General features: G+C 70.3%; 19 protein-coding genes and 1 pseudogene. 6 read left to right on the plus strand and 14 right to left on the minus strand.

The window, feature by feature from the left end:
* Positions 1-77: 77 nt before the first annotated feature.
* The 3 genes from QA634_RS02715 to QA634_RS02725 form a co-directional block, all read right to left on the minus strand.
* The gene (locus QA634_RS02715; RefSeq protein WP_012330515.1) at positions 78-1,007 is read right to left on the minus strand and encodes a Brp/Blh family beta-carotene 15,15'-dioxygenase; all 930 of its coding nucleotides are present in this window, start codon (positions 1,005-1,007) and stop codon (positions 78-80) included.
* Positions 1,008-1,012: 5 nt separating this feature from the next.
* Positions 1,013-1,771 carry a bacteriorhodopsin gene (locus QA634_RS02720; RefSeq protein WP_012330516.1) on the minus strand — a complete coding sequence of 253 codons (759 nt, stop codon included), beginning with the start codon at positions 1,769-1,771 and terminating at the stop codon, positions 1,013-1,015.
* 515 nt (positions 1,772-2,286) lie between these two features.
* Positions 2,287-2,439 carry a hypothetical protein gene (locus QA634_RS02725; RefSeq protein ID WP_236728810.1) on the minus strand — a complete coding sequence of 51 codons (153 nt, stop codon included), beginning with the start codon at positions 2,437-2,439 and terminating at the stop codon, positions 2,287-2,289.
* 730 nt (positions 2,440-3,169) lie between these two features.
* Between QA634_RS02725 and QA634_RS02730 the strand changes: the two genes are divergently transcribed.
* Positions 3,170-4,021 (plus strand): DUF1206 domain-containing protein, encoded by an 852-nt coding sequence (locus QA634_RS02730; protein ID WP_012330518.1) that lies wholly within the window; start codon positions 3,170-3,172, stop codon positions 4,019-4,021.
* A 118-nt stretch (positions 4,022-4,139) separates the two neighbouring features.
* Here the strand turns inward: QA634_RS02730 and QA634_RS02735 are convergent.
* Positions 4,140-4,244: pseudogene (locus QA634_RS02735) on the minus strand (IS5/IS1182 family transposase); the annotation flags it as partial.
* 1,271 nt (positions 4,245-5,515) lie between these two features.
* Between QA634_RS02735 and QA634_RS02740 the strand changes: the two are divergent.
* Entirely contained in the window at positions 5,516-8,686 is a 3,171-nt protein-coding gene (locus QA634_RS02740; protein ID WP_012330519.1) for a tetratricopeptide repeat protein, read from the plus strand.
* A 372-nt stretch (positions 8,687-9,058) separates the two neighbouring features.
* Here the strand turns inward: QA634_RS02740 and QA634_RS02745 are convergent, their stop codons facing one another.
* A complete protein-coding gene (locus QA634_RS02745) occupies positions 9,059-9,337 on the minus strand; it encodes a hypothetical protein (RefSeq protein WP_012330520.1) in 279 nt (92 codons plus the stop codon).
* Positions 9,338-10,491: 1,154 nt separating this feature from the next.
* Here QA634_RS02745 and QA634_RS02750 point away from each other — a divergent pair.
* The gene (locus tag QA634_RS02750; RefSeq protein ID WP_236728809.1) at positions 10,492-11,025 is read left to right on the plus strand and encodes a GlcG/HbpS family heme-binding protein; all 534 of its coding nucleotides are present in this window, start codon (positions 10,492-10,494) and stop codon (positions 11,023-11,025) included.
* A gap of 142 nt (positions 11,026-11,167) precedes the next feature.
* Here the strand turns inward: QA634_RS02750 and QA634_RS02755 are convergent, their stop codons facing one another.
* A complete protein-coding gene (locus tag QA634_RS02755; protein ID WP_012330522.1) occupies positions 11,168-13,249 on the minus strand; it encodes a flagellin hook IN motif-containing protein in 2,082 nt (693 codons plus the stop codon).
* Between the two features lie 231 nt (positions 13,250-13,480).
* On the opposite strand from QA634_RS02755, the gene QA634_RS02760 reads away from it, so the two are divergent.
* Complete coding sequence (locus tag QA634_RS02760) at positions 13,481-13,924, plus strand: flagellar biosynthesis repressor FlbT (protein ID WP_043700753.1); 444 nt, start codon at positions 13,481-13,483, stop codon at positions 13,922-13,924.
* Between the two features lie 146 nt (positions 13,925-14,070).
* On the opposite strand, the gene QA634_RS02765 is transcribed toward QA634_RS02760, so the two are convergent.
* From QA634_RS02765 to QA634_RS02800, 8 genes are read right to left on the minus strand one after another with little or no spacing between them, the layout of a single operon-like run.
* The gene (locus tag QA634_RS02765) at positions 14,071-14,775 is read right to left on the minus strand and encodes an ABC transporter ATP-binding protein (protein WP_012330524.1); all 705 of its coding nucleotides are present in this window, start codon (positions 14,773-14,775) and stop codon (positions 14,071-14,073) included.
* Positions 14,768-15,550 carry an ABC transporter ATP-binding protein gene (locus QA634_RS02770; protein ID WP_012330525.1) on the minus strand — a complete coding sequence of 261 codons (783 nt, stop codon included), beginning with the start codon at positions 15,548-15,550 and terminating at the stop codon, positions 14,768-14,770. Before QA634_RS02770 ends, QA634_RS02765 begins: the two co-directional genes overlap by 8 nt.
* Positions 15,538-16,551, minus strand: coding sequence for a branched-chain amino acid ABC transporter permease (locus tag QA634_RS02775; protein WP_012330526.1), 1,014 nt, complete (start codon positions 16,549-16,551; stop codon positions 15,538-15,540). Before QA634_RS02775 ends, QA634_RS02770 begins: the two co-directional genes overlap by 13 nt.
* Positions 16,552-16,561: 10 nt before the next feature.
* Positions 16,562-17,416, minus strand: a complete 855-nt coding sequence (locus tag QA634_RS02780) for a branched-chain amino acid ABC transporter permease (RefSeq protein WP_050777538.1) — start codon at positions 17,414-17,416, stop codon at positions 16,562-16,564.
* Positions 17,417-17,468: 52 nt separating this feature from the next.
* Positions 17,469-18,710: an ABC transporter substrate-binding protein gene (locus QA634_RS02785; RefSeq protein ID WP_012330528.1), complete on the minus strand. Its 1,242-nt coding sequence runs from the start codon at positions 18,708-18,710 to the stop codon at positions 17,469-17,471.
* A 47-nt stretch (positions 18,711-18,757) separates the two neighbouring features.
* A complete protein-coding gene (locus QA634_RS02790) occupies positions 18,758-21,130 on the minus strand; it encodes a xanthine dehydrogenase family protein molybdopterin-binding subunit (protein WP_012330529.1) in 2,373 nt (790 codons plus the stop codon).
* Positions 21,127-21,615: a (2Fe-2S)-binding protein gene (locus tag QA634_RS02795; protein WP_012330530.1), complete on the minus strand. Its 489-nt coding sequence runs from the start codon at positions 21,613-21,615 to the stop codon at positions 21,127-21,129. Before QA634_RS02795 ends, QA634_RS02790 begins: the two co-directional genes overlap by 4 nt.
* Complete coding sequence (locus tag QA634_RS02800) at positions 21,612-22,478, minus strand: FAD binding domain-containing protein (protein ID WP_012330531.1); 867 nt, start codon at positions 22,476-22,478, stop codon at positions 21,612-21,614. Before QA634_RS02800 ends, QA634_RS02795 begins: the two co-directional genes overlap by 4 nt.
* Before the next feature lie 140 nt (positions 22,479-22,618).
* On the opposite strand from QA634_RS02800, the gene QA634_RS02805 reads away from it, so the two are divergent.
* Both QA634_RS02805 and QA634_RS02810 read left to right on the plus strand, forming a co-directional pair.
* On the plus strand, positions 22,619-23,320 hold the full coding sequence (locus QA634_RS02805) for a TetR/AcrR family transcriptional regulator (protein WP_012330532.1): 702 nt from the start codon (positions 22,619-22,621) through the stop codon (positions 23,318-23,320).
* Between the two features lie 233 nt (positions 23,321-23,553).
* Complete coding sequence (locus QA634_RS02810; RefSeq protein WP_012330533.1) at positions 23,554-24,189, plus strand: hypothetical protein; 636 nt, start codon at positions 23,554-23,556, stop codon at positions 24,187-24,189.
* Positions 24,190-24,198 lie beyond the last annotated feature (9 nt).

The following is a 24,198-nucleotide window of genomic DNA, read 5'->3' on the forward strand; positions in this document are numbered from 1 at the left end:
GTGATCATCGTCTGTTTGAGGTATGCTGCGATCGCGGGCAAAGTTGTGGCGTGCGCGCATCGGTCGAGGACCGAAGCTCACCCCTCCCTGCCGGGCCGCGAGGGTCTCCCGCGGACGGCGCGCGTCAGCGCGTCGAGGGCCATGTGCGGGAGGGTCAGGGCGGCGAGCCCCTGAAGGGTGAGGGCGACGAGGCGTTCCGGGGCCGGCCCCGGATAGAGGGGCCAGAGGGCGGCGCCGATCGCGAAGGTGAGCAGGGTCACGGGAAGCGCCCGGACCGTCGCCTCGCGCAGGCTGCGCACGCGCGGCGCGCGTCCGTCCCGCACGAGCTCCCGCACGTGCCGGGGCGCGTGGACGCAGACGAAGTAGAGCCCGAAGGCGCTGAGGGGCGGCAGGACGGCGAACGCGGCCACCAATCCGGCCATCTCCGCGGCCGTCGCCCGACGCCGCTCCGCGCAGCCGCGCAGGACCCACCCGCAGGCGAGCGCGACCCAGAGCCACGACGAGGCGCCCAGCCACGTCGGCGATTCGCCGAGAGGCACTCCGGTCACCGCCGAGAACAGGCGGGCGACCCCGTCGGGGTGCAGGAGCGACGGGACGGCGATCGGGAGACCTCCCCGCACCAGCGCCTCGATCGGCCGGCCTGGCCCCGCATCCTCGCTGCCGAAGTGCCACACCGACAGCGCGAAGAACCCCGCCAGCGTCGCGAGGGGCGCGACGCGCCAGCACGCCAGGACGAGGGCCGAGAGGCCGAGATACGGCAGGGCGAAGGCCGGGAACCACAGCCGCCCGAAGCGGGGGCGCAGGAGCGGCCGGGCGATCTCGCCGTCCAGGGCCCCGTGCGGGACCCCGAACAGCAGAACGAGAGCCGTCACCCCCTCCCAGCGCGTCGGCACCGGGAGGGCTCCGGTGAGCGCGAACGCGATGGCCAGCACCGCCAGCGGGGCGGCCTCCGGCCGCGACGGGACCGGCCGGGGACCGGCCGCGAGGGTGGGGTGCGCCGCCCGCACGGCGCCTACTCGGCCGGCGCGAGGCTCGGCGCGGAGCGCCGGACGGGCCGGGTCTCGTGGAGGTCGCGGTCCACGATCCTCGCCCGCTCGCCGACCGCCATGAGACCGAACACCACCTTGGCGACGACGTCGAGGACGGCGATCAGCGCCGTGGTGAGGACCGGGCTCACGAGCTTCAGCCCGTCGGTCCCGACGATGAGCACGAGGGGGTAGATGAGCCAGACCACCGACAGGAAGGCCGCGTTGCGCCGGAACGCGGCCCGCACGTCCTCGCGCTCCCTGCGACTCTCCTCGAGCAGCGGCACCCAGATCACGTAGTAGACGCCGAGAAAGGCGCCGCAGGAGACGGCGTACCAGGTCCACTTGATCCACGCCGTCGCCGAGGCGCCGAAGAACAGGGCGGTCGCGATCATCAGCACGTCGGCGGCGAGCATGCCGAACACGGCGCCGTGCCGGCGCATGCCGGAATGCATCGCGTCCGTCGCGAGGGCGTAGAGCAGGATGGGGGTGGTGAAGGTCCAGTCGATGTAGCGCGCGAAGTAGAAGTCCCACTGCGCCGCGGGATCCGCCCCGAGCGGAAGCCGGATCGCGCCCTGACCGCACGCCATCGCCAGGTACGACGCGGCCGCGATGAGGGGGACGATCCCGTGCAGGATGCCGTCCGTCTCCTCTTCCGGAGTTCGGCGCTTGGCTGTGAAGAGAATGGCCGCTGCGCCGAGGGACATCGCGAACAGGGTCAACCACAGCCAAGTCTGCACGGTCATCCGGGCCATCCTTCGCGTGAACAGGTGGCCGGTTCGGCCATCGCCGGCACAATTGCTTTGGGCGCTATCTGTTGCGGCGTGAGGCGACGCGCCGCACGGGCACGGCGGATGAGCGTGGCCGCCCGGACGTGGCCTCCGGCGGGTGGCGCGTCATCGCCCGCGCGGGGCCGCGACGTCCGCGCGGGCGGCCCTTGCGGTCGCGGTGGGCGCTGCCGCTCCGCGCCGTCTCCGGAGCGCGGCCGCGCGCGTCGGGACGCTTCCCGGGGATCGCGGACGCTCGCCCGCATCGGTCTCGATCCCTCGACGGAGCTCGACCATCCGCGTCCGCTGCGTGCGCCGCGCTGAGAGCGGCGCCCGAGCCGCGGCCCGAACTCCGGATTCTCCCTGCGGACGGAGCCTGGAACGCGCTTTCCCGGAGCCGCGAACCCGATCAAGCTGGGACATCGTGGGTCGAGGGCGCGTGGATGCTCGGGCGATGGCTGGTGCCGGCGATCACGTCGGCGTGGGTCGGCTCCTCACCGGCGCTCGCGGAGATGCGGATCCTGGCCGCGAAGATCACGGCTGGCGAGCTCTGGGTGCTCGGCTCCGTCGACGAGCCCGACGACGAGATCACCCTCGATCAACACTTTCGGACCAGGGCCGACGCCAGCGGCCGGTTCGAGTTCCACGTCACCTATCATCCGGCGACCTGCATCGTGATGCTGCAGACGAAGCGCCAGGGCCGCCGCGCCGTGGTCGGCGATTGCGGGCAGCGGGGCGCGGCCGGAGAACCGGGCCCGCAGGGCGCCCCGGGCCCGAGGGGCGAGACCGGGGCCGCCGGGCAGGCGGCCGCCGTCGGCACGGCCGGACCGGCCGGTCCTCCGGGCCCGGTCGGGCCCGCGGGGCCCGCCGGGCCGCCGGGAGAGGTCGGCGCCGCCGGTCCCCCCGGGCCGCGAGGCGAGACGGGCGCGGCCGGACCGGCAGGACCTCCGGGCCCGCCCGGTTCGCCGGGCCCGCCCGGTTCGCCGGGCCCGAAGGGTGACCGGGGAGAGCCGGGTCCGCGCGGTCCGGCGGGCGAACCCGGACCGGAAGGACCGTCCGGCCCCCCTGGCGGGCGGGGAGCCATGGGACCTCCCGGCAAAGTCGGACCGCGCGGTCCGGCGGGACCGCCCGGTCCGCGCGGGCCGGCAGGATCGCCGGCCGCCGCGCCGCGGCGCCCGCCCGCCTCCGCGCGACCGGCCGAGCGGCGCGAGCCCCTGCCGATCCAGCCCGCTCCCGCCCCCGAGACCCAGCCCCCTATTGAGGGCGGCGCTCCCGCCCGGGGCGCGCGTGCGCGTCCCGCGCTCATCGGACGCCCGGAACGCCACCGGCGCCCCGCCGTTCTCCGTGCCTCCCCGCCCCCCGGATCGGAGATCGGCGATGCACCGGGTCGGAACCCACGCGCTCGCGCTCCTCGCCCGCTTCGGCTACGCGGCGCGCGGCGTCGTCTCCTGCCTGGTCGGCGGCCTCGCGGTCCTGGCCGCCCTCGGGTCCGGGGGTCAGGCGGGAGGAAGCCGCAGCGCCCTCGCCACGCTGCTGGACCAGCCCTTCGGCCGCCTGTGGCTCGGCCTGATCGCCGTGGGTCTGCTCGGCTTCGCGGTGTGGCGGGTCGTCGAGGCGGCGACGGATGCCGATCACCTCGGCAGATCGGCCAAGGCGCTGGCGAAGCGTGCCGGGCACGTCGTCAGCGGCGTCGTCTACGGAGGATTGGCGGCCTCGGCCGCGCAACTCGCCCTCGGGCGGCGCCGGGGCGGCGGGGACGACCAGGCGGCGCGGGATTGGACGGCGTGGGTGCTCGAGAAGCCCCTCGGGCAGTGGGCGGTGGGCTCGGCGGGCCTGCTCCTGATCGGGGTCGGACTCGCCCTCGTCGTCAAGGGCTGGAAGGGTGACGTGCTGCAGCGGCTCGCGCCTCCCGAGACGGTCCGCCGATGGGCGGTGCCGCTGGGCCGGCTCGGCTTCGCGGCCCGGGGGGTCGTGTTCGTGCTGATCGGCGGCTTCCTGGTGCTCGCGGCCGTTCAGAGCAGGTCGAGCGACGTCAAAGGGCTCGGCGGCGCGCTGCACGTCCTGCAGCGCCAGCCTTACGGCTGGGCGCTCCTCGCCGTCACGGCCCTCGGCCTCACGGCATTCGGCCTGTTCGGCCTCGTCCAGGCCCGGTACCGGCGGATCGACCCGCCCGACATGTCCGAGGCGAAGGCCGCGGTCGGCGGCATCGTCTCCCGCGCGACGCGCTAGAGCATTTTCCGACGAAGTGGATGCCGGTTCGTCGAAGAGGATGCGGCAAAATCAAAGACCTAGAGCAGGGTTCCGTTGCAACTTGATCGAACCCTGCTCTAGGCGGTGTGGGCACTGACCGGATCCAGAGGACGATGGCGGCGAGGGTGACGACGGCGGCATAGTTGCGGGCCGCCCTCTCGTAGCAGGTAGCCACACGCCGGAACCGCTTGAGCTTGGCGAAGCTGGAGGACGAGAACCGGCTGCGCCGCGTGGGGGCTCCACGCCCCCGGCCCGTGGCCTGCCCGCCCCGCAAGGGACAGAACAGGAACAGACCCAACCTCCGCGTGGCATGAAAACGGGGAGCAGGTCAAAGCCCATGATAGACTTACATCAATGCTGGTCTTGCGCATGAGGGCGCCATTCTCTATGATGACAGCAAGCAAGACCGCTTAGCGATAGGCCCCATCAGGAGGTGTCTATGGCGATACATGGCCGATGGGTGTTCATAGCAGCGATAGCTGGCGTCGTGCTGTGCAGCCCGTCCAGCGCGTGGAGTGCGCCAGTCCAGGGTGCGGCAATTCTCGAGTCTCTGCGGGAAAACCCGCTGATCCAGGATGTGCGGGTTTTCTGCTACAATCGGCGAACCGGGCGATTCCTCCATTGGGGATCCTGTCAACGTCGCGCATACCGCCCGCGAGTGTTCTGCTACAATCGGCAAACCGGACGTTTTCTCCACTGGGGAAGCTGCCGTCGCTGACGATCGGACCCGCTGCCGGCCGAGCTGGTGGTTGATCCCGCGGTGCGGTGATACGGCCGATCACCACTCCGCGAGAGAGGCGCGATGGGCCGGGTTCGTCACGGCCGTGCCGCACGACTGAGCCCAAGGCGACCGCCCGCCGACCCTCACCTCGCAGCCGCGCCCGCATCGCTCCGGCGGGCACGTTCGGGATACCGGCAGCCCGTCTCGCGACCCGGTCGGGCGGAGGGCGCGCAAGGGCGCCGGCCAAGCGCTCTGGCGTCAGTCCGACCACAGTGCAGAAGTGGCGCGCGCGATCACGGCCGACGCCCGGAGGAGGCCTCTGGCGCGGCGGCCCACCATGCTCAGGGGGAGGACGAGGCCATCACCGCCGCCTTCCGCCGCGATGCGCCGCCGCTCCCGCTCCGTGGACGGCCTGGAGCGTCGCGGCGTCGCCCGCCTCCCGGAGGTCGAAGCCGGCAAGCCCGGAACGTCGCGCTTCGCTCGGTGCCCGCCGAGCTCCTTCGATGCCGGCGGTGCTCGGGTCCGGCCGCCATCGACGGCAGGCGCGAGCGTTCAGGGCGCAAGGGCAGGCGGCGAAGACGCGGACGGGCGCAGACACGAGCGACGGTTGGTCAGTGACGGCTTACGGATCGGGAGAGCATCGCCCGACCAGACGCGCCGCTCACATGGATCCGCCAACGCGATTGCTGTATACTGCAAACTTAACCGACGCCGCGAGGTTGCGACAGGTGCTCTCGCCATGGGGTGAAGCCATGCGCAAAGCAACTGCCTTGGTGCTTGCCTTAGGGCTCCTCGGCCAGGCGAGTTCGGGGGCCCGGGCGTTGGACGCGATTGGCCACAATGCTCGCGGCTTCGAACTGCAAAATCGAGGCGAGCATGAGAAAGCAATCGCCGAATTCAATCTTGCCCTGCGGCTCAATCCCAAACTGGTGTCAGCCTACATCAATCGCGGTTTCGCCTTTCGAAACAAGGGTGACTACGATCGCGCGATCGCCGATTATGATCATGCCTTGCAGATCGATCCAAATTCAGTAGTCGCCTTTAACAATCGCGGTGATGCATTTTATCATAAGGGAGAATACGATCGAGCGATTGCAGACTATAATCGCTCAATCAAGCTGAGCTCCGACAAGGCAGCCGTATATAATAATCGTGGGCTCGCATTCTTCAGCAAGGAGGAATACGATCGGGCCATCGCGGATTACAATCAAGCTTTGCGGCTCGACCCTAAATACCTGAGCGCCGCGCTCAACCGCGGGGATGCGTTTCGAAGCAAGGGCGAGTATGATCGTGCGATCGCGGACTATAATCAAGTCCTGCAGATCGATCCCAGGTCCGTGGTATCTTACAACAATCGCGGGCTCGCGTTCCAGGGCAAAGGCGAATACGACCGAGCTGTTGCCGATTACAACCAAGCGCTCACTCTCGATCCGGGCTACACGATCGCTCTCATCAACCGCGGAGATGTGTTCAGGATCAAAGGTCAGTACGATTCTGCGATTGAGAATTATAACCAAGCCTTGCAGTTAAATCCAAAATCAAAGATTGCCTACAACAATCGAGGCTTCGTGTTCTACAACAAAGGAGAGTACGACCGCGCGATTGCGGACTATAATTCAGCGCTGCAGATTGACCCCAGATACGTGGTCGCGCTCGTCAATCGTGGCGATGCCTTTGTGAGCAAGGGTGACTACGATCGGGCGATCGGAGACTATGGCCATGCTCTCCAGATCAATCCGAATTACGCCTTTGCCTATAATGGGCGTGGAGTCGCCCTTCAGAACAAAGGTGAGTATGACCGCGCCATCATGGATTACGATCAAGCCTTGCGACTCGATCCGAAATACGTTTTCGCCTTTGCGAACCGCGGGGATGCCTTCCGGAGCAAAGGCGAGCACGACGTCGCGATCGCCGATTACAATCAGGCCCTTCGCTTAAGCCCAAACTACGCCAAAGCCTATAATGGTCGAGGTCTGTCCTTCCAGAATAAGGCTCAATACAACCGGGCAATCGAGGATTATGAACAAGTCATTCGTCTCGACCCAAGGTTCGTGGCCGCCTACAACAATCGCGGCTTTGCCCTCGTCAGCAAAGGTGAGCCGACCCTTGCGATCGCGGATTACGACAAAGCCTTGTTGCTCGATCCGAAATCTGCGACGGTTTACGCGAACCGTGGGCGTGCCTTTCAGGACAAGGGTGAGTACGATCGCGCAATCGCGGACTATGATCAGGCCTTGCGCCTCAATCCGAAGGACGCCATCGCCTTGAACAATCGCGCGGATATTTTGCGCCTTCGGCACGAGCATGATCGGGCAATTGCAAGCTATGATCAAGCCCTGCAGCTCAACCCGAAATACGTGGGTGCTTATAATAGCCGTGGGTTAGCGTTTCAGGACAAAGGTGAATACGACCGAGCTATTGCAAATTACGATCAAGCCTTACAGCTGAATCCTAGGTATATTACTGCTTACATCAATCGCGGAGACGCATACCGCCGCAAAGGCGAGCACGCGCGAGCGATCTCCGACTATAATCAAGCGCTTCAGATCGACCAAAATTCTGTGATTGCCTACAATAACCGCGGATTATGTTTTCATGAACAAGGAGAGTACGACCGGGCAATCATCGACTACGACCGCGCCCTGCAAATCGATCCGATGTATTCAACCGGGTTCATCAATCGTGGATTCGCCTTTCATAAGAAGGGAGAATATGATCGAGCAATCGCCGATTATGATCGCGCCTTGCAAATTGATCCCAGGTCCGCAACAGCTTACAACAATCGCGGCTTCACTTTCCAAAACAGAGGTGAGTACGATCTGGCAATCGTCGACTACGATAAGGCCATTCTGATTAAGCCCGACTTGGCGAATTCTTATTATCACCGCGGGACAGTGCTGCGGCTCAAAGGAGACCTTGAACGCAGTGTCGCGGATTTAACTGAAGCCATACGCCTCAACCCCAGATATGCTGAAGCGTACCAAGATCGGGGCCTCACCTTCCACGCGAAAGGCGAGGCGGACCGGGCTCTCGCGGATTTCGCCGAGGCTGCCCGGCTGAAACCCGAGTTCGAGAATGATCCGGCCTTCCTCGCGGCCCGCCGCGTGGCGCAGGAGGGTCGCGCGGGTCAGGCTTCGGCTGCCTCGGTTGTCGCGGCCGTCCATGCCCCTCCGGTCGTGGCCCCGCCCCCGGTTTCCGCCGCCGCACCGGTGTCGGAGACGCGCGTGGCCCTGGTGATCGGCAACGGTGCGTATGCCTCCGTGGCCTCTCTCGAGAACCCGACGCGAGATGCCAGGGCCATCGCGCGCTCGTTGCGTGAAGCTGGCTTCAAGATCGTCCATCTGGAGAATGACCTCCGCTATGATGACCTGCGAAGAGCTCTGAACAATTTCTCCGCCGAAGCTGATCAGGCCGATTGGGCCGTTGTTTACTACGCGGGTCACGGCATAGAAGTCGGCGGCCTGAATTACATCGTTCCGATCGATGCGCGGCTGAAAACGGACCGAGCCGTCCAATTTGAGGCGGTTCCGCTTGATCAGGTTCTGAGCAGCATCGAAGGCGCGCGAAAGCTTCGCCTCGTGATCTTGGATGCGTGTCGGGATAACCCGTTCCTGCAGCAGATGACGCGCACGGTCGCTTGGCGTTCGGTGGGACGAGGCTTGGCGAAGGTCGAGCCGGAGACGAGCGGCACGCTGGTGGCGTTCGCAGCCAAGCATGGCCAGGTTGCCCTGGATGCGCAGGATGGCCGTGAAAATAGTCCCTTCGCGACCGCGCTGATCAGGAACATCGCGCGACCTGGCATAGAAATCCGCAAGATGTTCGGGATCGTGCACGATGACGTCATGTCGGGCACGGGGCGCAAGCAGGAACCTTTCGTGTATGGCGCGCTCGGGGGTGAGGATTATTTCTTCAACGTGCGCTAGGGCAATACCCGGGCGTCCTTGAACAGGGCGATCAGCGGCTGCACGGACGTGATCACCTCGACGCGCGCGGCGGACCGTGCGAACTCACGATCGATCGTTTCGCGCGGATGGGCCGCCCGACGGGGCGTCGTGCGCCGCGGCGAGCGAGACCCGAGTCCCCCTCCCCTCCCGGACCCCGCACCAGACCGCGAAGCGGGTTGCCCTGGAGCACTGGGCCCCCGTTCACCGCCGCGGGCCCGGCGGTGCGCGGCGTCGTGGCGGCCGAGACGGCGCGACCCGGACGCTGCCCCCCGGCCCACGGACACCTCGCCGCGGTGGCGGGCGGCCCGGCCGGGAAGGTGGAGGCCGGTCAGGCCCGCGAGCGGTGCTGGGTCAGGCCGCCCCCCGCCGCTCGCCCGGCGCGGTGCCGCTCGCACCAGAACGCGCGGACACCTCGCGCAATGCAGCCACCATCGCATCGGTCTGCTCGTCGAGGGCAGGAAGCGTCGGCGCCTCGGGCCCGCGCCTCATGGCCAAGCCCAAGCCGGCGAGAACGGCACAGGCGCTGCCACCAAGCGGAGCGGCGAGCAGCGCACCGAGAGCACCGTAGTCCCTCATGAGAACCGCGGTCGTTAACCCGCCACCAAGGGCGGCAAAGACAAGCAGGAACATAGGGTCCTCGCCAACCGCGAAGCCTGTAGCCTCTAGGCTGCAGATATTAAGGATTGGTCAGTTCAAATCGTTAAAAAAAGGTTAACACCCAGGTCGATCAGAGCTTCGCGGCGGTCTCGCTGCCCGAAGCGGCGCGATCATGGGAAGCGGCGCAAGCCGGGCGGGGGCCGGTCCCGACCCCGCGCGGGGCGGCGCGTCGGTGCGCGCCGGGACACGGGATCAGGTGCGGGACCCGCGGCCCGTCCCCGGACGACCTCGGACCCGGTCCGGCCGGGGCGCCGGACCGGCGTGACGGGGCATGGATGCGACCGGTCGCGGATGGTCCCGCTGCGGCCGGCGTGCGGGGCACACCTTCGGCCCCGTCGTGGCGGGGCGATCCCGCTCACCCCTAATTGCAACTGGAGCAGATCGACCTTCCAAGCATGTTGCCCTGCCTGATGAGCCGGCTCACGCGCCCTTCGGTCCCGCTCTCGTCGTCGCGCGAGGCGTTGACCGCGGATACGGGCTTCCCGTTCTGGTGCACGCGGGAAGGGCTCGGGACGTCGCGGGACGCGCGCGGACTGCGCGGCCCGGTCCCACGTTGGACCCCGTTGCCGGCCCGCTCCTCAAGTTGAGCCAGTACGGCAGAACCTTGCTGTGGCCGGCCCCTGCAATCCCCTCCGGGGCTCGCGATGATCGGCGCCTCGGGGAGGCATCGCGGTAAATCCACGGGGATCGTGACCCCGCCCGTCCGGAGCAGAGCGAAAAGTCCGAGCGCAAAGCCTGTCGATAGCATGGGTTCAGCCTCTCAATCGCGCCTCGAAGCCACCTCGGCGGCGGCCTCCGCGAGGGCTTGCGCGGTCACGCCCGTGCGCGCGTGGGCCCGGGAACGGAGCGGCAATCCTTGCACCTCAGCGCCGCCCGGATGCTGACGATGGTCAGGTTTCCGAGCGTGAATCTCCGTCCCGATCACCGCATCCCCGTTGCGAGGGCCGAGCCGGCGAGGAGCCCGTGGGCGGTCGCGGCGGCCCTGCCGAGGGCTTCGCCGCGCCGGGGCTGGCGAGGTGACCACCCCTCCCTTTCCTCGGGTGCGAGGCAGACTTTCCCACGGATCCGTCTCAACTTAAGATGGTCGGGGGCGGGACTGTCACATACCCGACCCAGGGAGGAAAAACATGGCCCGCAAGGCGCTCTCGATGTCATTTTTACTTGGTTGCATTGTCCTTGGCTGCACCGCCCTGGCACCGTCCGGTCGCGCGCAGCAGGCGGTCCCGGCCCCGGCGCAGCAAGCGATCCCGCCCTACGGGCCTCCCCTGAGCCTCGACACCGCGCGCAGGGTCGCCGAGGGCGCCGAGGCGGAGGCGAAGCGGAACGGCTGGCCAGTGGCCGTCGCGATCGTGGACAGCACCGGTCACCTCGTTCTGTTCGAGAAGCTCGACAACACCCAGTACGGAAGCATCGAGGTCGCCACCCAGAAGGCCGTCACGGCGATCAACTACCGCCGGCCCGGCAAGGCGCTGCAGGATGCGCTCGCCAACGGCGGCGTCGGGCTGCGCGTCCTCACGCTGCCGGGCATCAGCGCCTACGAGGGCGGCTACCCGCTGGAGGCGGACGGCAAGCTCGTCGGCGCCATCGGGGTGTCCGGCGTGCTCCCGGTCCAGGACGACCAGGTGGCGCGGGCCGGCGTGGAGGCGATGAGGGCGCGCTGAGCGACATTCGCCGGAGCGGTCGCCGGCTCAAGTCATGCGAAACCAAAAGCCTCACGGCCGGGGCGAGGCCCCGGCCGCGTCGTCCTCGCGAACGGCCGGGGCGAGGCCCCGGCCGCGTCGTCCTCGCGAAGTGCGGCGCCGATCAGCGCAGGAGCTGCAGCACGCTCTGCTGCGCCTGGTTGGCCAGCGACAGCGCCGAGATGCCGAGCGAGTTGCGCGTCGACAGCGCCTGAGAGTTCGCCGCCTCCTCGTTCAGGTCCGCGTTGGTCAGGTTCGCCGCGCCCGTGTCGAGCACGTTGATCATCTGCTTGGTGAAGTCCTGACGGTTCTGCACCACCGCGAGGTTCGCGCCCAGCGACGAGGCCTGGCTCTTCAGCGAGCTCGCCGCCGTGTTGATCGACTTGATCACCTTGTTGATCGCGCTGTTCTCCTGAAAGTCCGACTGTGACAGCACGCTCAGGCCGAGCTGCGTGTACGACACCGTCGAGCCCTGCACCGACAGCGTCGACGTGTTCTTCTCGTTGAAGCTGATCTTCAGCGTGTCCCCGGCGAGCAGGTTGACGCCGTTGTAGCCCGAATCCGCCGCGAGCTGGTCGATCTGGGTCAGCAGGTTGTTGAAGGTGCTCACCAGCCCGTTGCGCGCGGTCAGCCCGTCGCCGCCGATCACCGCGCTCGAGGTGCCGGAGTTGAACGGGTTGCCGGTGCCCGAGGCGGTGATCTTGAGGTCGTCGGTGCCCGAGTCGTTGGCGGTGGTGATCGAGATCCGCCCGGTCGCGGTGTCGATCGAGGCCTGGGCGTTGGCCGCCGCCAGCGCGCTGTTGAGCTGCGTCAGGGTCGAGATCTGGCCCGCCGCCGAGCCGAAGGTGAAGGTCGCGCTCGGGCCGGAGCCGACCTGCACGGTCAGCGACTTGCCCGCCAGGGCCGAGCTCGAGCCCGGCGCTCCCAGGCCCGCCGCGAAGGTGGTGGGCGAGTTGAAGCCGAGGTTGGAGAGCAGCGAGGTCGCGGTCGAGCCGTTGCCGAGGGTGATGGCGGTGTTGGTGTCGGCGGCCGTGAAGGTGAACTTGCGGTTGGTGGCGTCGTAGCTGGCCGAGACGGTGCCGCTGGTGGCGGTGCTGACCTTCTGGGCGATGGAGCCGAGCGTGTCGCCGGCCGCGATGTTGACGGATTGGCCGTTGACCGTGAAGTTGTCGCCGGCCTTGAAGCCGACCGCGATCGCCAGGGTGGCGGCGCTCGGCGAGAAGGTGCCGGCCGTGGTCGAGGCCGTCGTCCCGAAGCCGACCTGGCTGCCGGTGCCGCCCTGGACGGTGATGCTCGAGCCATCCGCCGCGCCGGTCAGCTTGATCTTGCCGCTATTGTCGGAGGCGGTGACGCCGGTGGTCGAGGTGACGGCGTTGATGGCGTTGATGACCTGGCTCTCGGTCGAGCCGGTGGCGACCGTGATCGTCGTGCCGTTGATGGTCAGCGTGGTGGAGGACGCGCCGGCGCCGTTCGTGGTGGTGCCGCTGGCCGCGAGGCCGGTCTCGGAGCCGGTCGCCGCGTAGGTGAACTGGGCGCCGGAATTGCTGCCGGTGAAGACGAGCTTGCCGCCGGAGGCCGCCACGGTGACGCCGGTGGTGGCGGATTGCGCGTTGATCTTGGTGACGGCGGCGTTGATGTCGTCGCCGGTGGCGAGCGCGATCGCGGTGCCGTTGAGGGTGACGGTCGCGGAGGCGGTGAGGGTCGTGTAGGAGCCGGCCGTGTAGGTCGCGACGCCGTTGCTGTAGGCGGTGCCGGCCGTGACGGTGGCGGCGGTGGCGGTGGCGTTGGCGCTCAGGGCGGTGTCGCTGACCGCCTGCGTGGCGCCGGTCGAGAGCAGGTTCTGGGCCGAGGCGCCGGTGAGCGCGGTCGAGACCGAGGTGGCCTTGACCGAGAAGGAATTGGCGGAGGCGAGGGCCTGCTGGGCCACCGACTTGAGCTGGTCGGTGAGGGTCTGGACCTTGGTGAGGCCGGTATTGGCGGCCTGGATGGTCTGGATGCCGTTCGAGACGCTGTCGAGGAGGGAGGACAGGGCGGTCGAGCGGGAGGAGAGGCCGTCGGCGGTGAAGAAGTTGGTCGGGTTGTCGAGGGCGGTGTTGACCTTCTTGCTCGTCGCCAGGCGGTTCTGGGTGGTGGCGAGGAGGGAGGCGGTGTCCTGCAACGACAGCAGGTTCTGCCGCGTGGCGGCAGACAGCGTGATAGACGACATGTGGGCAGATCCTGTTGATCTATACGCCCTCCAGTTTTGAGGGCACTCCCACTTGGCGCGGCACTCTTTGCCTATCTCTTAATGGGACCGGCAAACTACCCGGTTATCCCGCCACAGCCAGGGTATGATTAACGTAGTTTTATCAATCAAGCTGCATAACTCTGGCCATACCGATGGGATACAGCCGATCCTGCTCGCAAGCGCGCCTAAGTTTTCCGATGGGGCTCGAACATGCCGCTCAGACTTAATTTGAAGCCATCGGAGACAATTTATATAAACGGCGCCATCATATCGAACGGCGACCGAGCAACTGATATTGTAATCCACAATCATTGCCGCCTCCTGCGCGAGAGCGAGATGATCACGGAGGCGCAAGCAACTACGCCGTGCAGTAAAATCGTACTCCTTTTGCAGAACGTGCACCTGGATGTGGACCCCGATCATGCGCTGGACGACCTCGCGCGGATCTCTGCCCAAATCCTCGCGCGCATGCCGGAGGCGGGGCCCTACGTCAGCAGGATCGAGAAGGCGATCGCGGAGGGGCAGACTTACCTCGCGCTGAAGCACGGCCGCGCGCTCGTCGCCCACGAGGCCGCGCAAGCGCCGGCGGCCCGCCCGGCCGGGGCGGCCGGTGCGCGGCGCGCCGCTCGGCCCGCGCCGCCGAGCGGCGCCTGAGCGCGCCCGCCGGGGAAGCGGATCGCGCAGCTCCCGCGCCGCGTTCGGGCATCACGCGCCGCATTTCGGCCATGCGGATGTCGGCTTCGCTCAGGCGCCGCGCGGGCGCGGGATCCGGGATCCGCTCCGATCAAGCGGATCCCGGATCACACGGCGCAGTAGCGGTCCTGGATCTCCGCATCCTCGCGCAGGGCCGCCGCGCTGCTCTCGTGCACCACCGCGCCCTGGTCGATGATCACGGCGCGATCCGCGAGATTGAGCGCCCACTCGACGTTCTGCTCCACGAGGAGGAGGGTCGTGCCGCCCGCGCGCAGGGACGCGAACAGGCGCCCCATCTCCTCGACGAGGACCGGCATGATCCCCTCCGACGGCTCGTCGAGGAGGATCAGCCTCGGCCGCGCGATCATGGCGCGGGCGATGGCGAGCATCTGCTGCTCGCCGCCCGACATGGTGACGGCGATCTGGTCGAGGCGCTCGGCGAGGCGCGGGAAGGTCTCGGCGATGGCCGCGATGGCGGGCCCCTCCGCGAGATTCCGCGGCGCCCGCAACAGGCCCAGGCGCAGGTTCTCGCGCACGGTCAGCCCCGGCACGATGCGGCGGTCCTCCGGCACGTAGGCGAGGCCGAGCGGGAAGCGGGCATGGGCCGGGCGCCCGAGCAGCTCCTCGCCGCGGAAGCGCACCGCGCCCGAGACCTTCGGCATCAGGCCCATCACGGCCCGCAGGGTCGTGGTCTTGCCCGCCCCGTTGCGGCCGATCAGCGCCAGGATCTCGCCCTCGCGGACCTCGAGGGAGAGGCCGTGCAGGACGTGGCTCGCGCCGTACCACGCGTGGAGGCCGCGGATCTCAAGCATGGCCGTAGCCGCCGCTCTGGCCGAGATAGACCCGGCGCACCTCCGCGTCGGACTGGATCTCGGCGGGGGTGCCGTCCGCGATCAGGCGCCCGTGATGGAGCACGAGGATCCGCTCGCTGAGGCCCAGGATCATCTTCATCTTGTGCTCGACGAGCAGGATCGTGCGCTCCTCGGAGAGGCGGCGCAGCAGCGCCACCATGGCCTTGGTCTCCTCGGGGCCCATCCCGGCGGTGGGCTCGTCGAGGAGGAGGAGCTTCGGGGCGGCGGCGAGGGCGACGCCGATCTCGAGCGCCCGCTGCTCCCCGTGCGAGAGGCTCGCGGCCGGCCGGTCGCGCCGGGCGGCGAGGCCGATCGCCTCCAGGAGCACGTCCGCCCGCTCGGCGAGGTCGCGCAGGGCGTCGCGGCGGGTCCAGAGGTCGTAGCGCGCCGCGAAGGCCTGCATGGCGGTGCGCAGGTTCTCGTGGGCGGTGAGGCGCGGGAACAGGCTGGTGATCTGGTAGGAGCGGGCGATGCCCAGATGCGCGAAGCGGTGCTGCGGCAGGCCCGCGATGGGGCGCCCGCCGAACAGGAGCGTGCCGCTCGTCGGCCTCAGGGCCCCCGAGAGCAGGTTGAAGAAGGTGCTCTTGCCCGCCCCGTTCGGGCCGATCACCGCGGTGATGCGCCCGGCCCGGAACTGCGCCGACACGCCGTCGAGGGCGACGAAATCCCCGAAGCGGCGCCCGAGGCCGCGCGCCTCCAGGAGGACCTCGCCCGCGCCCGTGCTCACCTGCGCCACGCGAGCCTCCCGAGCGCCAGGGCCGCGCCGCCGAGGCCGCGCGGCAGGAACAGCACGAACAGGATGAACACCACGCCCAGCGCGAGCTGCCAGTGGGAGGTCCACAGGCTCAGGCTGTCCTCCAGCACCAGCACCGCGAGCGCTCCCAGGAAGGGGCCGAAGAAGGTGCCGGCCCCTCCCACCAGCGTCATCACGACCGCCGTGCCCGAGAGCGGGTAGGCGAGGCTGTCGAGGGGCACGATCGAGAGGTGCAGCGCCGAGAGCGCCCCGGCGAGGCCGCAGAACAGGCCCGAGAGCACGAAGGCGAGGAGCTTCGTGCGCTCCACGTCGAAGCCGCAGGCGCGGGCGCGGGCCTCGTTCTCGCGGATCGCCTCGATCACGGCCCCGAACGGGGAGGCCAGGATGCGCGACATCGCGGCCAGGGCGGCGGCCACGCAGGCCAGCACGAAGGCGTACTTGGTCGCCGGGTCGAGGATGTCGAGGCCGACGGGCCCGAGGCCGATCCGGGCGACCGTGAAGCCGCGCAGCCCGTTCTCGCCCCCGGTCCAGCCGGAGGCCTGGAGGGCCGCGTAGTAGACGAGCTGGGCCAGGGCCAGCGTCACCATCGCGAAGTAGATGCCGCGGCTGCGGATCGAGAGGGCGCCGATGGCCAGCGCGAGCAGCCCGGCGAGGACGATCCCGAGCGCCATGGCGGCGAGCGGGTGCAGGCCGAAGGCGCCGATGGCGATCCCGGTGGCGTAGGCCCCCGTGCCGAAGAAGGCGGCGTGGCCGAAGGAGAGCAGGCCCGTATAGCCGTACAGGAGATTGTAGCCCGTCGCGTAGAGCCCGTAGATCAGCACGTTCACGGCGAGGGCCTGCGAGGGCAGGACCAGCGGCAGGAGCGCGAGCGCCGCGACCGAGGCCGGCGCCCGCCAGCGCGAGAGCGCGCCGGCGGCGAGCGGAGAGCGGCGGGAGGCGGCCTCGGGGAGGCCCGGCGCCGCGGCGGGATCGAGGGCGGTCACGCGGGTCTCCTCAGGTGCCGAGGCCGGGCTTGCCGAACAGCCCGTGCGGTCGCGCGAGCAGGACGAGCGCCATGAAGGCGAAGACCGCGATGTTGGCCATCTCGGGCGCCACCAGGGCCGTGAGGCTCACCACGATGCCGACGAGGAGCCCCGCCGCGACGGAGCCGAGCAGCGAGCCCATGCCGCCGATCACCGTCACGGCGAAGGCCTCGGACAGGACCGCACTGCCCATCTCCGGGTTCACGCTGCGCATCGGCGCCGCCAGGACGCCGCCGAGCGCCGCGAGCGCGATGCCGAGCCCGAACACCCACAGCCACAGCCGCTGGATGTCGACCCCGAGCACCCGCAGGATCTCGGGGTCGCGCGCCCCCGCCCGCACGATCAGCCCGAGCCGCGTCCGCTCGAGCGCCCACCAGAGCAGCAGGAGCACGAGGGCGACCACGCCGATCACGAAGAGCCGGTAGACGGGGAAGAGGCCGATGCCGAGATCGGCGACGCCGGAGAGCGCCTCGGGCGTCGCCACGGGCAGGCCGTCGCTGCCGAACAGGATCCGCACGCCTTCGACGAGCACGTAGCCGAGGCCGAAGGTCAGCAGCAGCGCGTCGTCCGGCGAGCGGCCGGCGAGCGGGCGGATCAGCAGCCGCTCGACCACGAGCCCGAGCGCCCCGACGAGGAGCGGGCCGAGGAGCAGCGCCAGCCAGAAGCTCCCCGTCCGCTCCAGCACGAAGACGCCCGCATAGGCGCCGATCATGAAGAAGTTGCCGTGCGCGAAATTCACGATGCCGAGCATGCCGAAGATGATCGACAGGCCGAGCGCCAGCATCACGAAGACGGCCCCGAGCGCCACTCCCGAGAAGAGCTGCATCGCGACGAGTTCGACGTCGAGGAATTCGAAGGTCACGCCGGGCTCCCGCTCCTCAGGCCCTGTGGCCGAGTTCCTCGCAGCTGCGCAGGGCGGCCTCGGACCCCGGCTCGATCGCCAGGATGGTGAAGAGGTCGGCCTCGCCCGCCATCTCGGACTTCTTCTTGGATTCGAGGACCAGGACCGACTGCACCGCCTGGTGGTCGCAGGCGCGGTAATGCTCCGGCCCCTTGGCGACGTCGTAGGTGAGCCCTTCGAGGGCGGTCACGACCGCCTCGGTGTCGGTGCCGCCGGCCTTCGTCACCGCCATCAGCAGCGCGCGCACGGCCGTGTAGGCGTAGGCGCCGTAATCGGTCGGGACGGCGCCGCCATGCGCGGCCCGGAAGGCGTCGTTGAAGGCCCTGGCGCTCGGCACCGTCTCCTCCAGGCGCCAGAAGTAGTTCGCGGCGCCGACGACGCCCTCGAAGGCGTCGGGCCCGGCCGCGAGGCGCTGGTTGTGCAGGAGCACCGGCACGACGAGGCGCGAGGCCCGCTTCATGCCGAAATCGTTCGCCTGCTTGATGGCGTTCGCCTGGTCGCGGCCGAAATTGCAGATGCAGAGGATGTCGGGCCTCATGGTCCGCAGCCGCGGCATGAAGGTCGAGTAGTCGGGCGCCCCGAAGGGATGCAGGATCTCGCCCGCGGTCTCGGCGCCGATCGCGGCCGCGGCGCGCTTGAAGCCGCGCAGCATCTCGTGGCCGTAGGCGTAGTCGGCGGCGAGGTAGGCGATCCGGCTGCCCTTGCGGAAGGCGTGCTTGGCGACCGCGGCGGTCGTCATGTGCGGGTTGAGCGCCTCGTGGAAGGTGGTGCGGCCGAAATCCTTGGCCTCGTTGATCGTGTCCGACTGGCTGATCGAGACGTAGAGCACCTTGCGCGAGCGGGTGATCTCGTTGACCGAGAGCTGCACCGCGCTCGACAGGGCGCCGACGATGAAGTGGGCCCTGTCCTTCTCGATCAGTTCGAGGGTGCGGGTGGCGGCCTCGCCGGGGTTGAGCTTGTCGTCGCGGACCAGGAGCTCGGCCATGCGGCCGCCGAGGCCGCCGGCCTCGTTGAACTGGCGCACGGCGAGTTCGGCGCTGCGGACCTGGTCCTTCGCCTCCGCCCCGAACGGGCCGGTGATCGGGACCGGGAAGCCGATGCGGATCGGCTCGGCGGCGCGGGCCGGCCGCCCGAGCCCGGCCAGCGCCCCGAGGGCGAGCCCGCCGCCGATCACCGCGCGGCGCGTCGGCGCCGCCCCGCCCGCCAGAAACCCGCCCATCGTCCCCTCCCCTGTCGGCCGGCGCGCCCCGGCCCCGGCGCATCGGATCACACCGTCCCGAGGGCGCGCAGGATGCGCTCGGGCGTCATCGGCAGCTGCGCCAGCGCCGCCCCGAACGGCCTGAGCGCGTCGTTGACGGCGTTGAGCGCCGCCCCGGAGGCGGCGGCGGTCCCGGCCTCGCCGACGCCCTTGGCGCCGAGATCCGAATCCCGCGTCGGCGTCTCGACGTGGCGGATGACGATGTCGGGCATCTCGCAGGCCATCGGCACGAGGTAGTCGGCGAGGGAGCCGTTGAGCAGCTGGCCGCGCTCGTCGTAGCGGCACTCCTCGAAGAAGGCGGCGCCCAGCCCCTGCACCACCCCGCCGCGGATCTGCTCGTCCACGAGGAGCGGGTTGATGATGCGGCCGCAATCCTCGACGACCCAGTGGCGCAGGATCCGCACGAGGCCGGTCTCGGCGTCGACCTCGACCAGGCTGCCGTGGATGCCGTTGCTGAACGCGAAGGGATACCCGCGCGGCGCGTGGTGATGCGCCACGGTGAGGTCCGGCGCGATGCCGGGCGGCAGGAGGTCGGAGCGGAAGGCGACCAGGGTGGCGAGGTCGCCGAGGCTCATCCGGGCCGTGCCCTCGGGGCCCAGGATCTGCCCGTCGCGCAGGGCGAGGGCGTCGGGCGCGGCCTGCAGGATGGCGCCCGCGATCTCCAGCACGCGGCGCCTGAGCTTGCGGCTCGCCTGGAGCGCGGTCTCGCCGCCGATCCCCGCCCCGCGGCAGGCCCAGGTCGCCCCGCCCGAGGGCGTGACGTCGGTGTCGCCGGTGATCACCCGCACCGCCTCGCGGCGGATGCCGAGGCCCTCGGCGACGATCTGGCCCATGATCGCCTCGGTGCCCTGGCCCTGCTCGGTCACGCTGATCAGGCACTGCACCTCGCCCGAGGGCGTCAGCTTGAGGACGCAGCCGTCCTGCGCGGCGATGTGGGCGCCCCCGACCCCGTAGAAGGCGGGCGAGGGGTTGGTGATCTCCACGTAGGTCGCGAGCCCGATGCCGCGATGGACGCCCCGGGCGCGGAGCGCCGCCTGCTCGGCCCTCAGGGCCGGGTAGTCCATGAGCGCGTGGAGCTGCTCCAGGCAGGTCTCCAGGGACAGGCGCTCGAACCGGTACCCGCTCGCGGTGGTGTGCGGGTACATGTCCTGCGTCACGTAGTTGCGGCGGCGGATCTCGAACGGGTCGAGCCCGACCCGCTCCGCCGCGAGGTCGACGAGGCGCTCGGTCACCGCGCAGGCGATCGGGTGGCCGACCGCCCGGTACTGGCTCATCTGGGTCTTGGTCTGGGCCACGACCCGCAGGTCGGCCCGGTAATCGGCGATGCGGTAGGGCGCCCCGATCAGGCGCACGACCTGGTTGCCCTCGACGGCGCTGGTGCGCGGATAGGCCGAGAAGGGGCCGACGCCGGTCAGGTCCTCCACCTCGATCCCGCGCAGCGTCCCGTCCGGGGCGACGGCGAGGCGGGCGCGCACCCGGTGGTCGCGGGCGTGGATGTCGGACAGGAAGGACTCGATCCGGTCGGCGGCGAACTTCACCGGCCGCCCGGTCAGGAGGCTCGCGCCCACCACCGCCATGTCCTCGTGGTAGAGGTGGAGCTTCATCCCGAAGGAGCCGCCGACATCGGGCGCCACCACCCGCACGCGGGATTCCGCGAGGCCGAAATGGCGGGCGTAGAGGTCCTGGAACTGGTAGGGCGTCTGCGTCGACTGGTGGACGGTGAGGCGCTCCTCGCCGGGATCGTAATCGGCCAGGATCGTGCGGGGCTCCAGCGTCACCGCGGTGTGCCGGCCGAAGCGGAACTCGGCCTCGACCGTCTCGGCGCCCGCGAAGGCGGAATCGGGCGAGCCCGATTCGATCCGGGTGCGGAAGATCAGGTTGTCGCCGAGCGCCTCGTCGATGAGGGCTGCGCCCTGCGCGAGCGCCGCCTCCGGATCGACGACCGGGTCGAGCTCCTCGAACTCCGCCTCGATCGCCTCCAGGGCGTCCTCCGCCTCGGCGCGGGATTCCGCCAGCACCATCGCGACCGGCTGGCCGGCCCAGACCACCTTGCCCGTCGCGAGCGGGCGCTGGGGCGAGGATTTCATGCCGGCGAAATGGCCGAGCGTGCCGGTCCAGGGCGCGCAGATCCCCTCGAAATCGGCGCCGGTCAGCACCCGCCGCACCCCCGGCAGCGCCAGGGCGGCCTCGATGCGCAGGGCGAGGAGCCGCGCATGCGCGTAGGGGCTGCGCAGGAAGGCCGCGTGCAGCATGCGCGGCAGGACGATGTCGTCGGTGTAGCGCCCGCGCCCCTGCAGCAGGCGCTTGGCGCCGGGCCGCGGCAGGGCGGCGCCGATATAGCCGCCCGGCGCCCGGTGGGGGCTGTCGGAGGACGGGCTCACGCCTGCCTCCCCGCCCGCCGCGCCCGGGCGACCTCGGCGATCGCGTCCACGATCGCCTCGTAGCCGGTGCAGCGGCAGTAATTGCCCGAGAGCGCGTCGCGGATCGCCTCGCGGGAGGGCGCGCCGTCCTGTGCCAGGTAATCCTGCGCGGCGACCAGCATCCCGGGCGTGCAATAGCCGCATTGCAGGGCGTTCCGGGCGTGGAAGGCCGCCTGGAGGTCGGCGAGGGTCCCGGCCTCGGTGAGCCCCTCGACCGTCTCGACGGTGCCGCCGTCGGCCTGGACCGCGAGCGTCAGGCAGGCATGGACCGCCCGCCCGTCGAGGCGCACCAGGCAGGCGCCGCAGGCCCCCATCTCGCAGCCCAGATGGGTGCCGGTGAGGCCGAGATCCTGGCGCAGGAAATCCGCCAGCGACAGGCGCGGCTCGACGAAGCGGCGCACGGGCGCGCCGTTCACGGTCAACCGGATGGGCAGCGGCTCGGTCACGGGGCCTCCCCGGCGAGCGAGGCGAGCACGCGCCCGAGGAGCACCCGGGCGAGGTGCAGGCGCACGGCCCCGGAGAGGGACGCGTCGTCGGCCGGCGCGAGGTCGTCGCCGAGGGCGGCCTGCGCGGCGCGGATCGCCTCGCGGTCGAGCGGCCGGCCCGTCAGCGCCGCCTCGGCGCGCGGCGCGCGCATCGGCGTCGGCCCAACGGCGCAGAAGGCGAGCCGGATCGCCGCGACGCGCCCGGCCTCGCGCAGATCGGCGCTGGCGGCGAGGCCCGCGAGGGCGTAGTCGCCGCGCCGCCGCGCGAGTTCGTCGAAGCGGTGGCGCTGCCCCGGCGCCGGCGGGGGCACCCACACGGCCGCGAGGATCTCTCCGGGCGCGAGGGCGGTGTCGTAGAGGTCGCGGAAGAAGTCCTCGGCCGCGACCATCCGGGCGCCGCCCGCGCCCGCGATCTCCATCCGGGCGCCGAGGGCCAGCATGCAGGCCGGGAATTCCGAGGCCGGATCGGCGAGGGCGAGGTTGCCGCCCAGCGTGCCCTGGTTGCGGATCGCCGGATGGGCGACGTGGGCGGCCGCCTCCGCGAGGAGCGGCGCCCGCGCGGCGACGAGCGGGTCGCGCAGGATCTCCGCGTGGCGGGTGAGCGCGCCGAGGCGCAGGCCCCCCGGGCCGTCCGCGATGCCGCGCAACGCCGCGATCCGGCCGATATCGATCAGGAGGTCGGGCGCGTCGAGGCGCAGCTTCAGGGCCGGCAGCAGGCTCTGGCCGCCCGTCAGGTAGCGCGCCTCTCCCTCGCAGGCCGCGAAGGCCGCGAGCGCCTCCTGCAGGCTCTCGACGCGGCGATAGGCGAAGGCGCGTGCCTTCACGGGCGTCCTCCGGGGCTGCGGTCCGTTTCGACCACTTGGTCACAACGCTACGCGCCGAGCCGACGGGCCGTCAAGAGAATTGACCAAGCGCTCACAACGGGGGCAGGGTCGGGCGGTGACGGGGGAGGAGCGGGCCGGCCGTGAGCGAGGGCGTCGTGACGGGTCCGCCGGCCCGGCGGCGGCGGCACCTGCCCGCCGCCGAGCGGGAGCGGATGATCATCGAGGGCGCGACGCGGTTCTTCGCCGCGCGCGGCTTCGAGGGGCAGACGCGCGACCTCGCCCGGGGGCTCGGCATCACCCACTCGGCGATCTTCCGCTACTTCCCGACCAAGGAGGCCCTGATCGACCGCGTCTACGAGCACGTCTACGTCAGCCGCTGGAACCCCGACTGGGCCGGGCTGATCCAGGACCGCTCGCAGCCCCTGGAGGCGCGGCTGGTGCGGTTCTACCGCGAATACGCGGAGCGGATCTTCGACTACGACTGGGTGCGGATCTTCATCCATTCGGGGCTGAAGGGCACCGACATCACCCCGCGCTACCTCACGGTGGTGCGCGACAAGCTGATCCGGCCGGTCTGCGCGGAGCTGCGGGCGAGCTTCGGCCTGCCCGATCCGGACGAGGTCCCGCTCGCCGAGCGTGAGGAGGAGGCCGTCTGGGCGCTGCACGGCAAGGTGTTCTACCTCGCGATCCGCCGCTTCATCTACGGCTGGCCGGTCCCGGACGACGTGGCGCCGATCATCGCCGACGACGTCCGCATCTTCCTGCGCGGCGCCCCGGCGGTGATCGCGGAGTGCTGCCGCCCGGCGGGGGGCGCCGGGGAGGCCGCGCGGGACGATGCCTGAGGCGGGCCGCGGCCGCGGGCCGTGCGCACGATCACGCGACGGGCCAAGCCGATGACCCCACGCCCCACCCCCGCCCGCGCGACGGGCCTCGCCGTGCTCCTCGCCGCCTTCGCCGCGCGATGCGGCGCCCCTCGCCCGGGCGGCTTCCGTCCCGGTCGGCACGACGATAGGCTGGCGATCATGAGCCGTCCGCACGCCCTGACGCCGTCATCCCGTGACCGGGGTCGGGTCGGATGAGTGAGGCGGATTCGCGGGCCGCCCGGCAGGCGCGCGCCTACAAGGTCACGATCTGGTCGATCGCCGGGGGCACGTTCCTGTTCGCGCTGGCGCAAGCCGGCTGGGCCGTCTCGCTCGGATCGGCGCAGTTCCTGAAGGACGCCGTCGACTGGATCTACACCGTCCTGCTCTACGGCATCGCGGCCGTGGTGTTCGGGCGCGGCGCCGCCGTCGAACGCCTGTCGGCCCTCGCGATCGCCGCCATCCTGGCCGTCGCGGGGCTGCACACGCTCTACGACCTGTCGCAGAAGATCGCCGACCCCCGGCCGATCGATCCCGGGCTGCTGGGCTTCTCGGCGGCCAGCGCGATCGCGATCGGGTCGCTCACGGCGGGTGCGCTGGCCCGGTTCCGGCACGATCCGAACCCGCTGATCACGGCCACGTGGCTGAGCGCCCGCAACGACGCGGTGACGACGACCGTCTCGGCGGGGGTGACGCTGGCGCTGCGGCTCGCGCCCGTGCGGTGGCCCGAATACGCGCTGGACGTCCTCGACGCGGGCCTCGCCTTCCAGGCCGCTTGCGTGACGGCGCGCAGCGCAGCCGCGAGCGCCTCCGCCGGGGAATCCGGCCCTCCCTCGGCGCCCGCCCGGTGAGCGCGGCGC

The organism is Methylobacterium sp. CB376 (assembly GCF_029714205.1).
GTDB lineage: Bacteria > Pseudomonadota > Alphaproteobacteria > Rhizobiales > Beijerinckiaceae > Methylobacterium.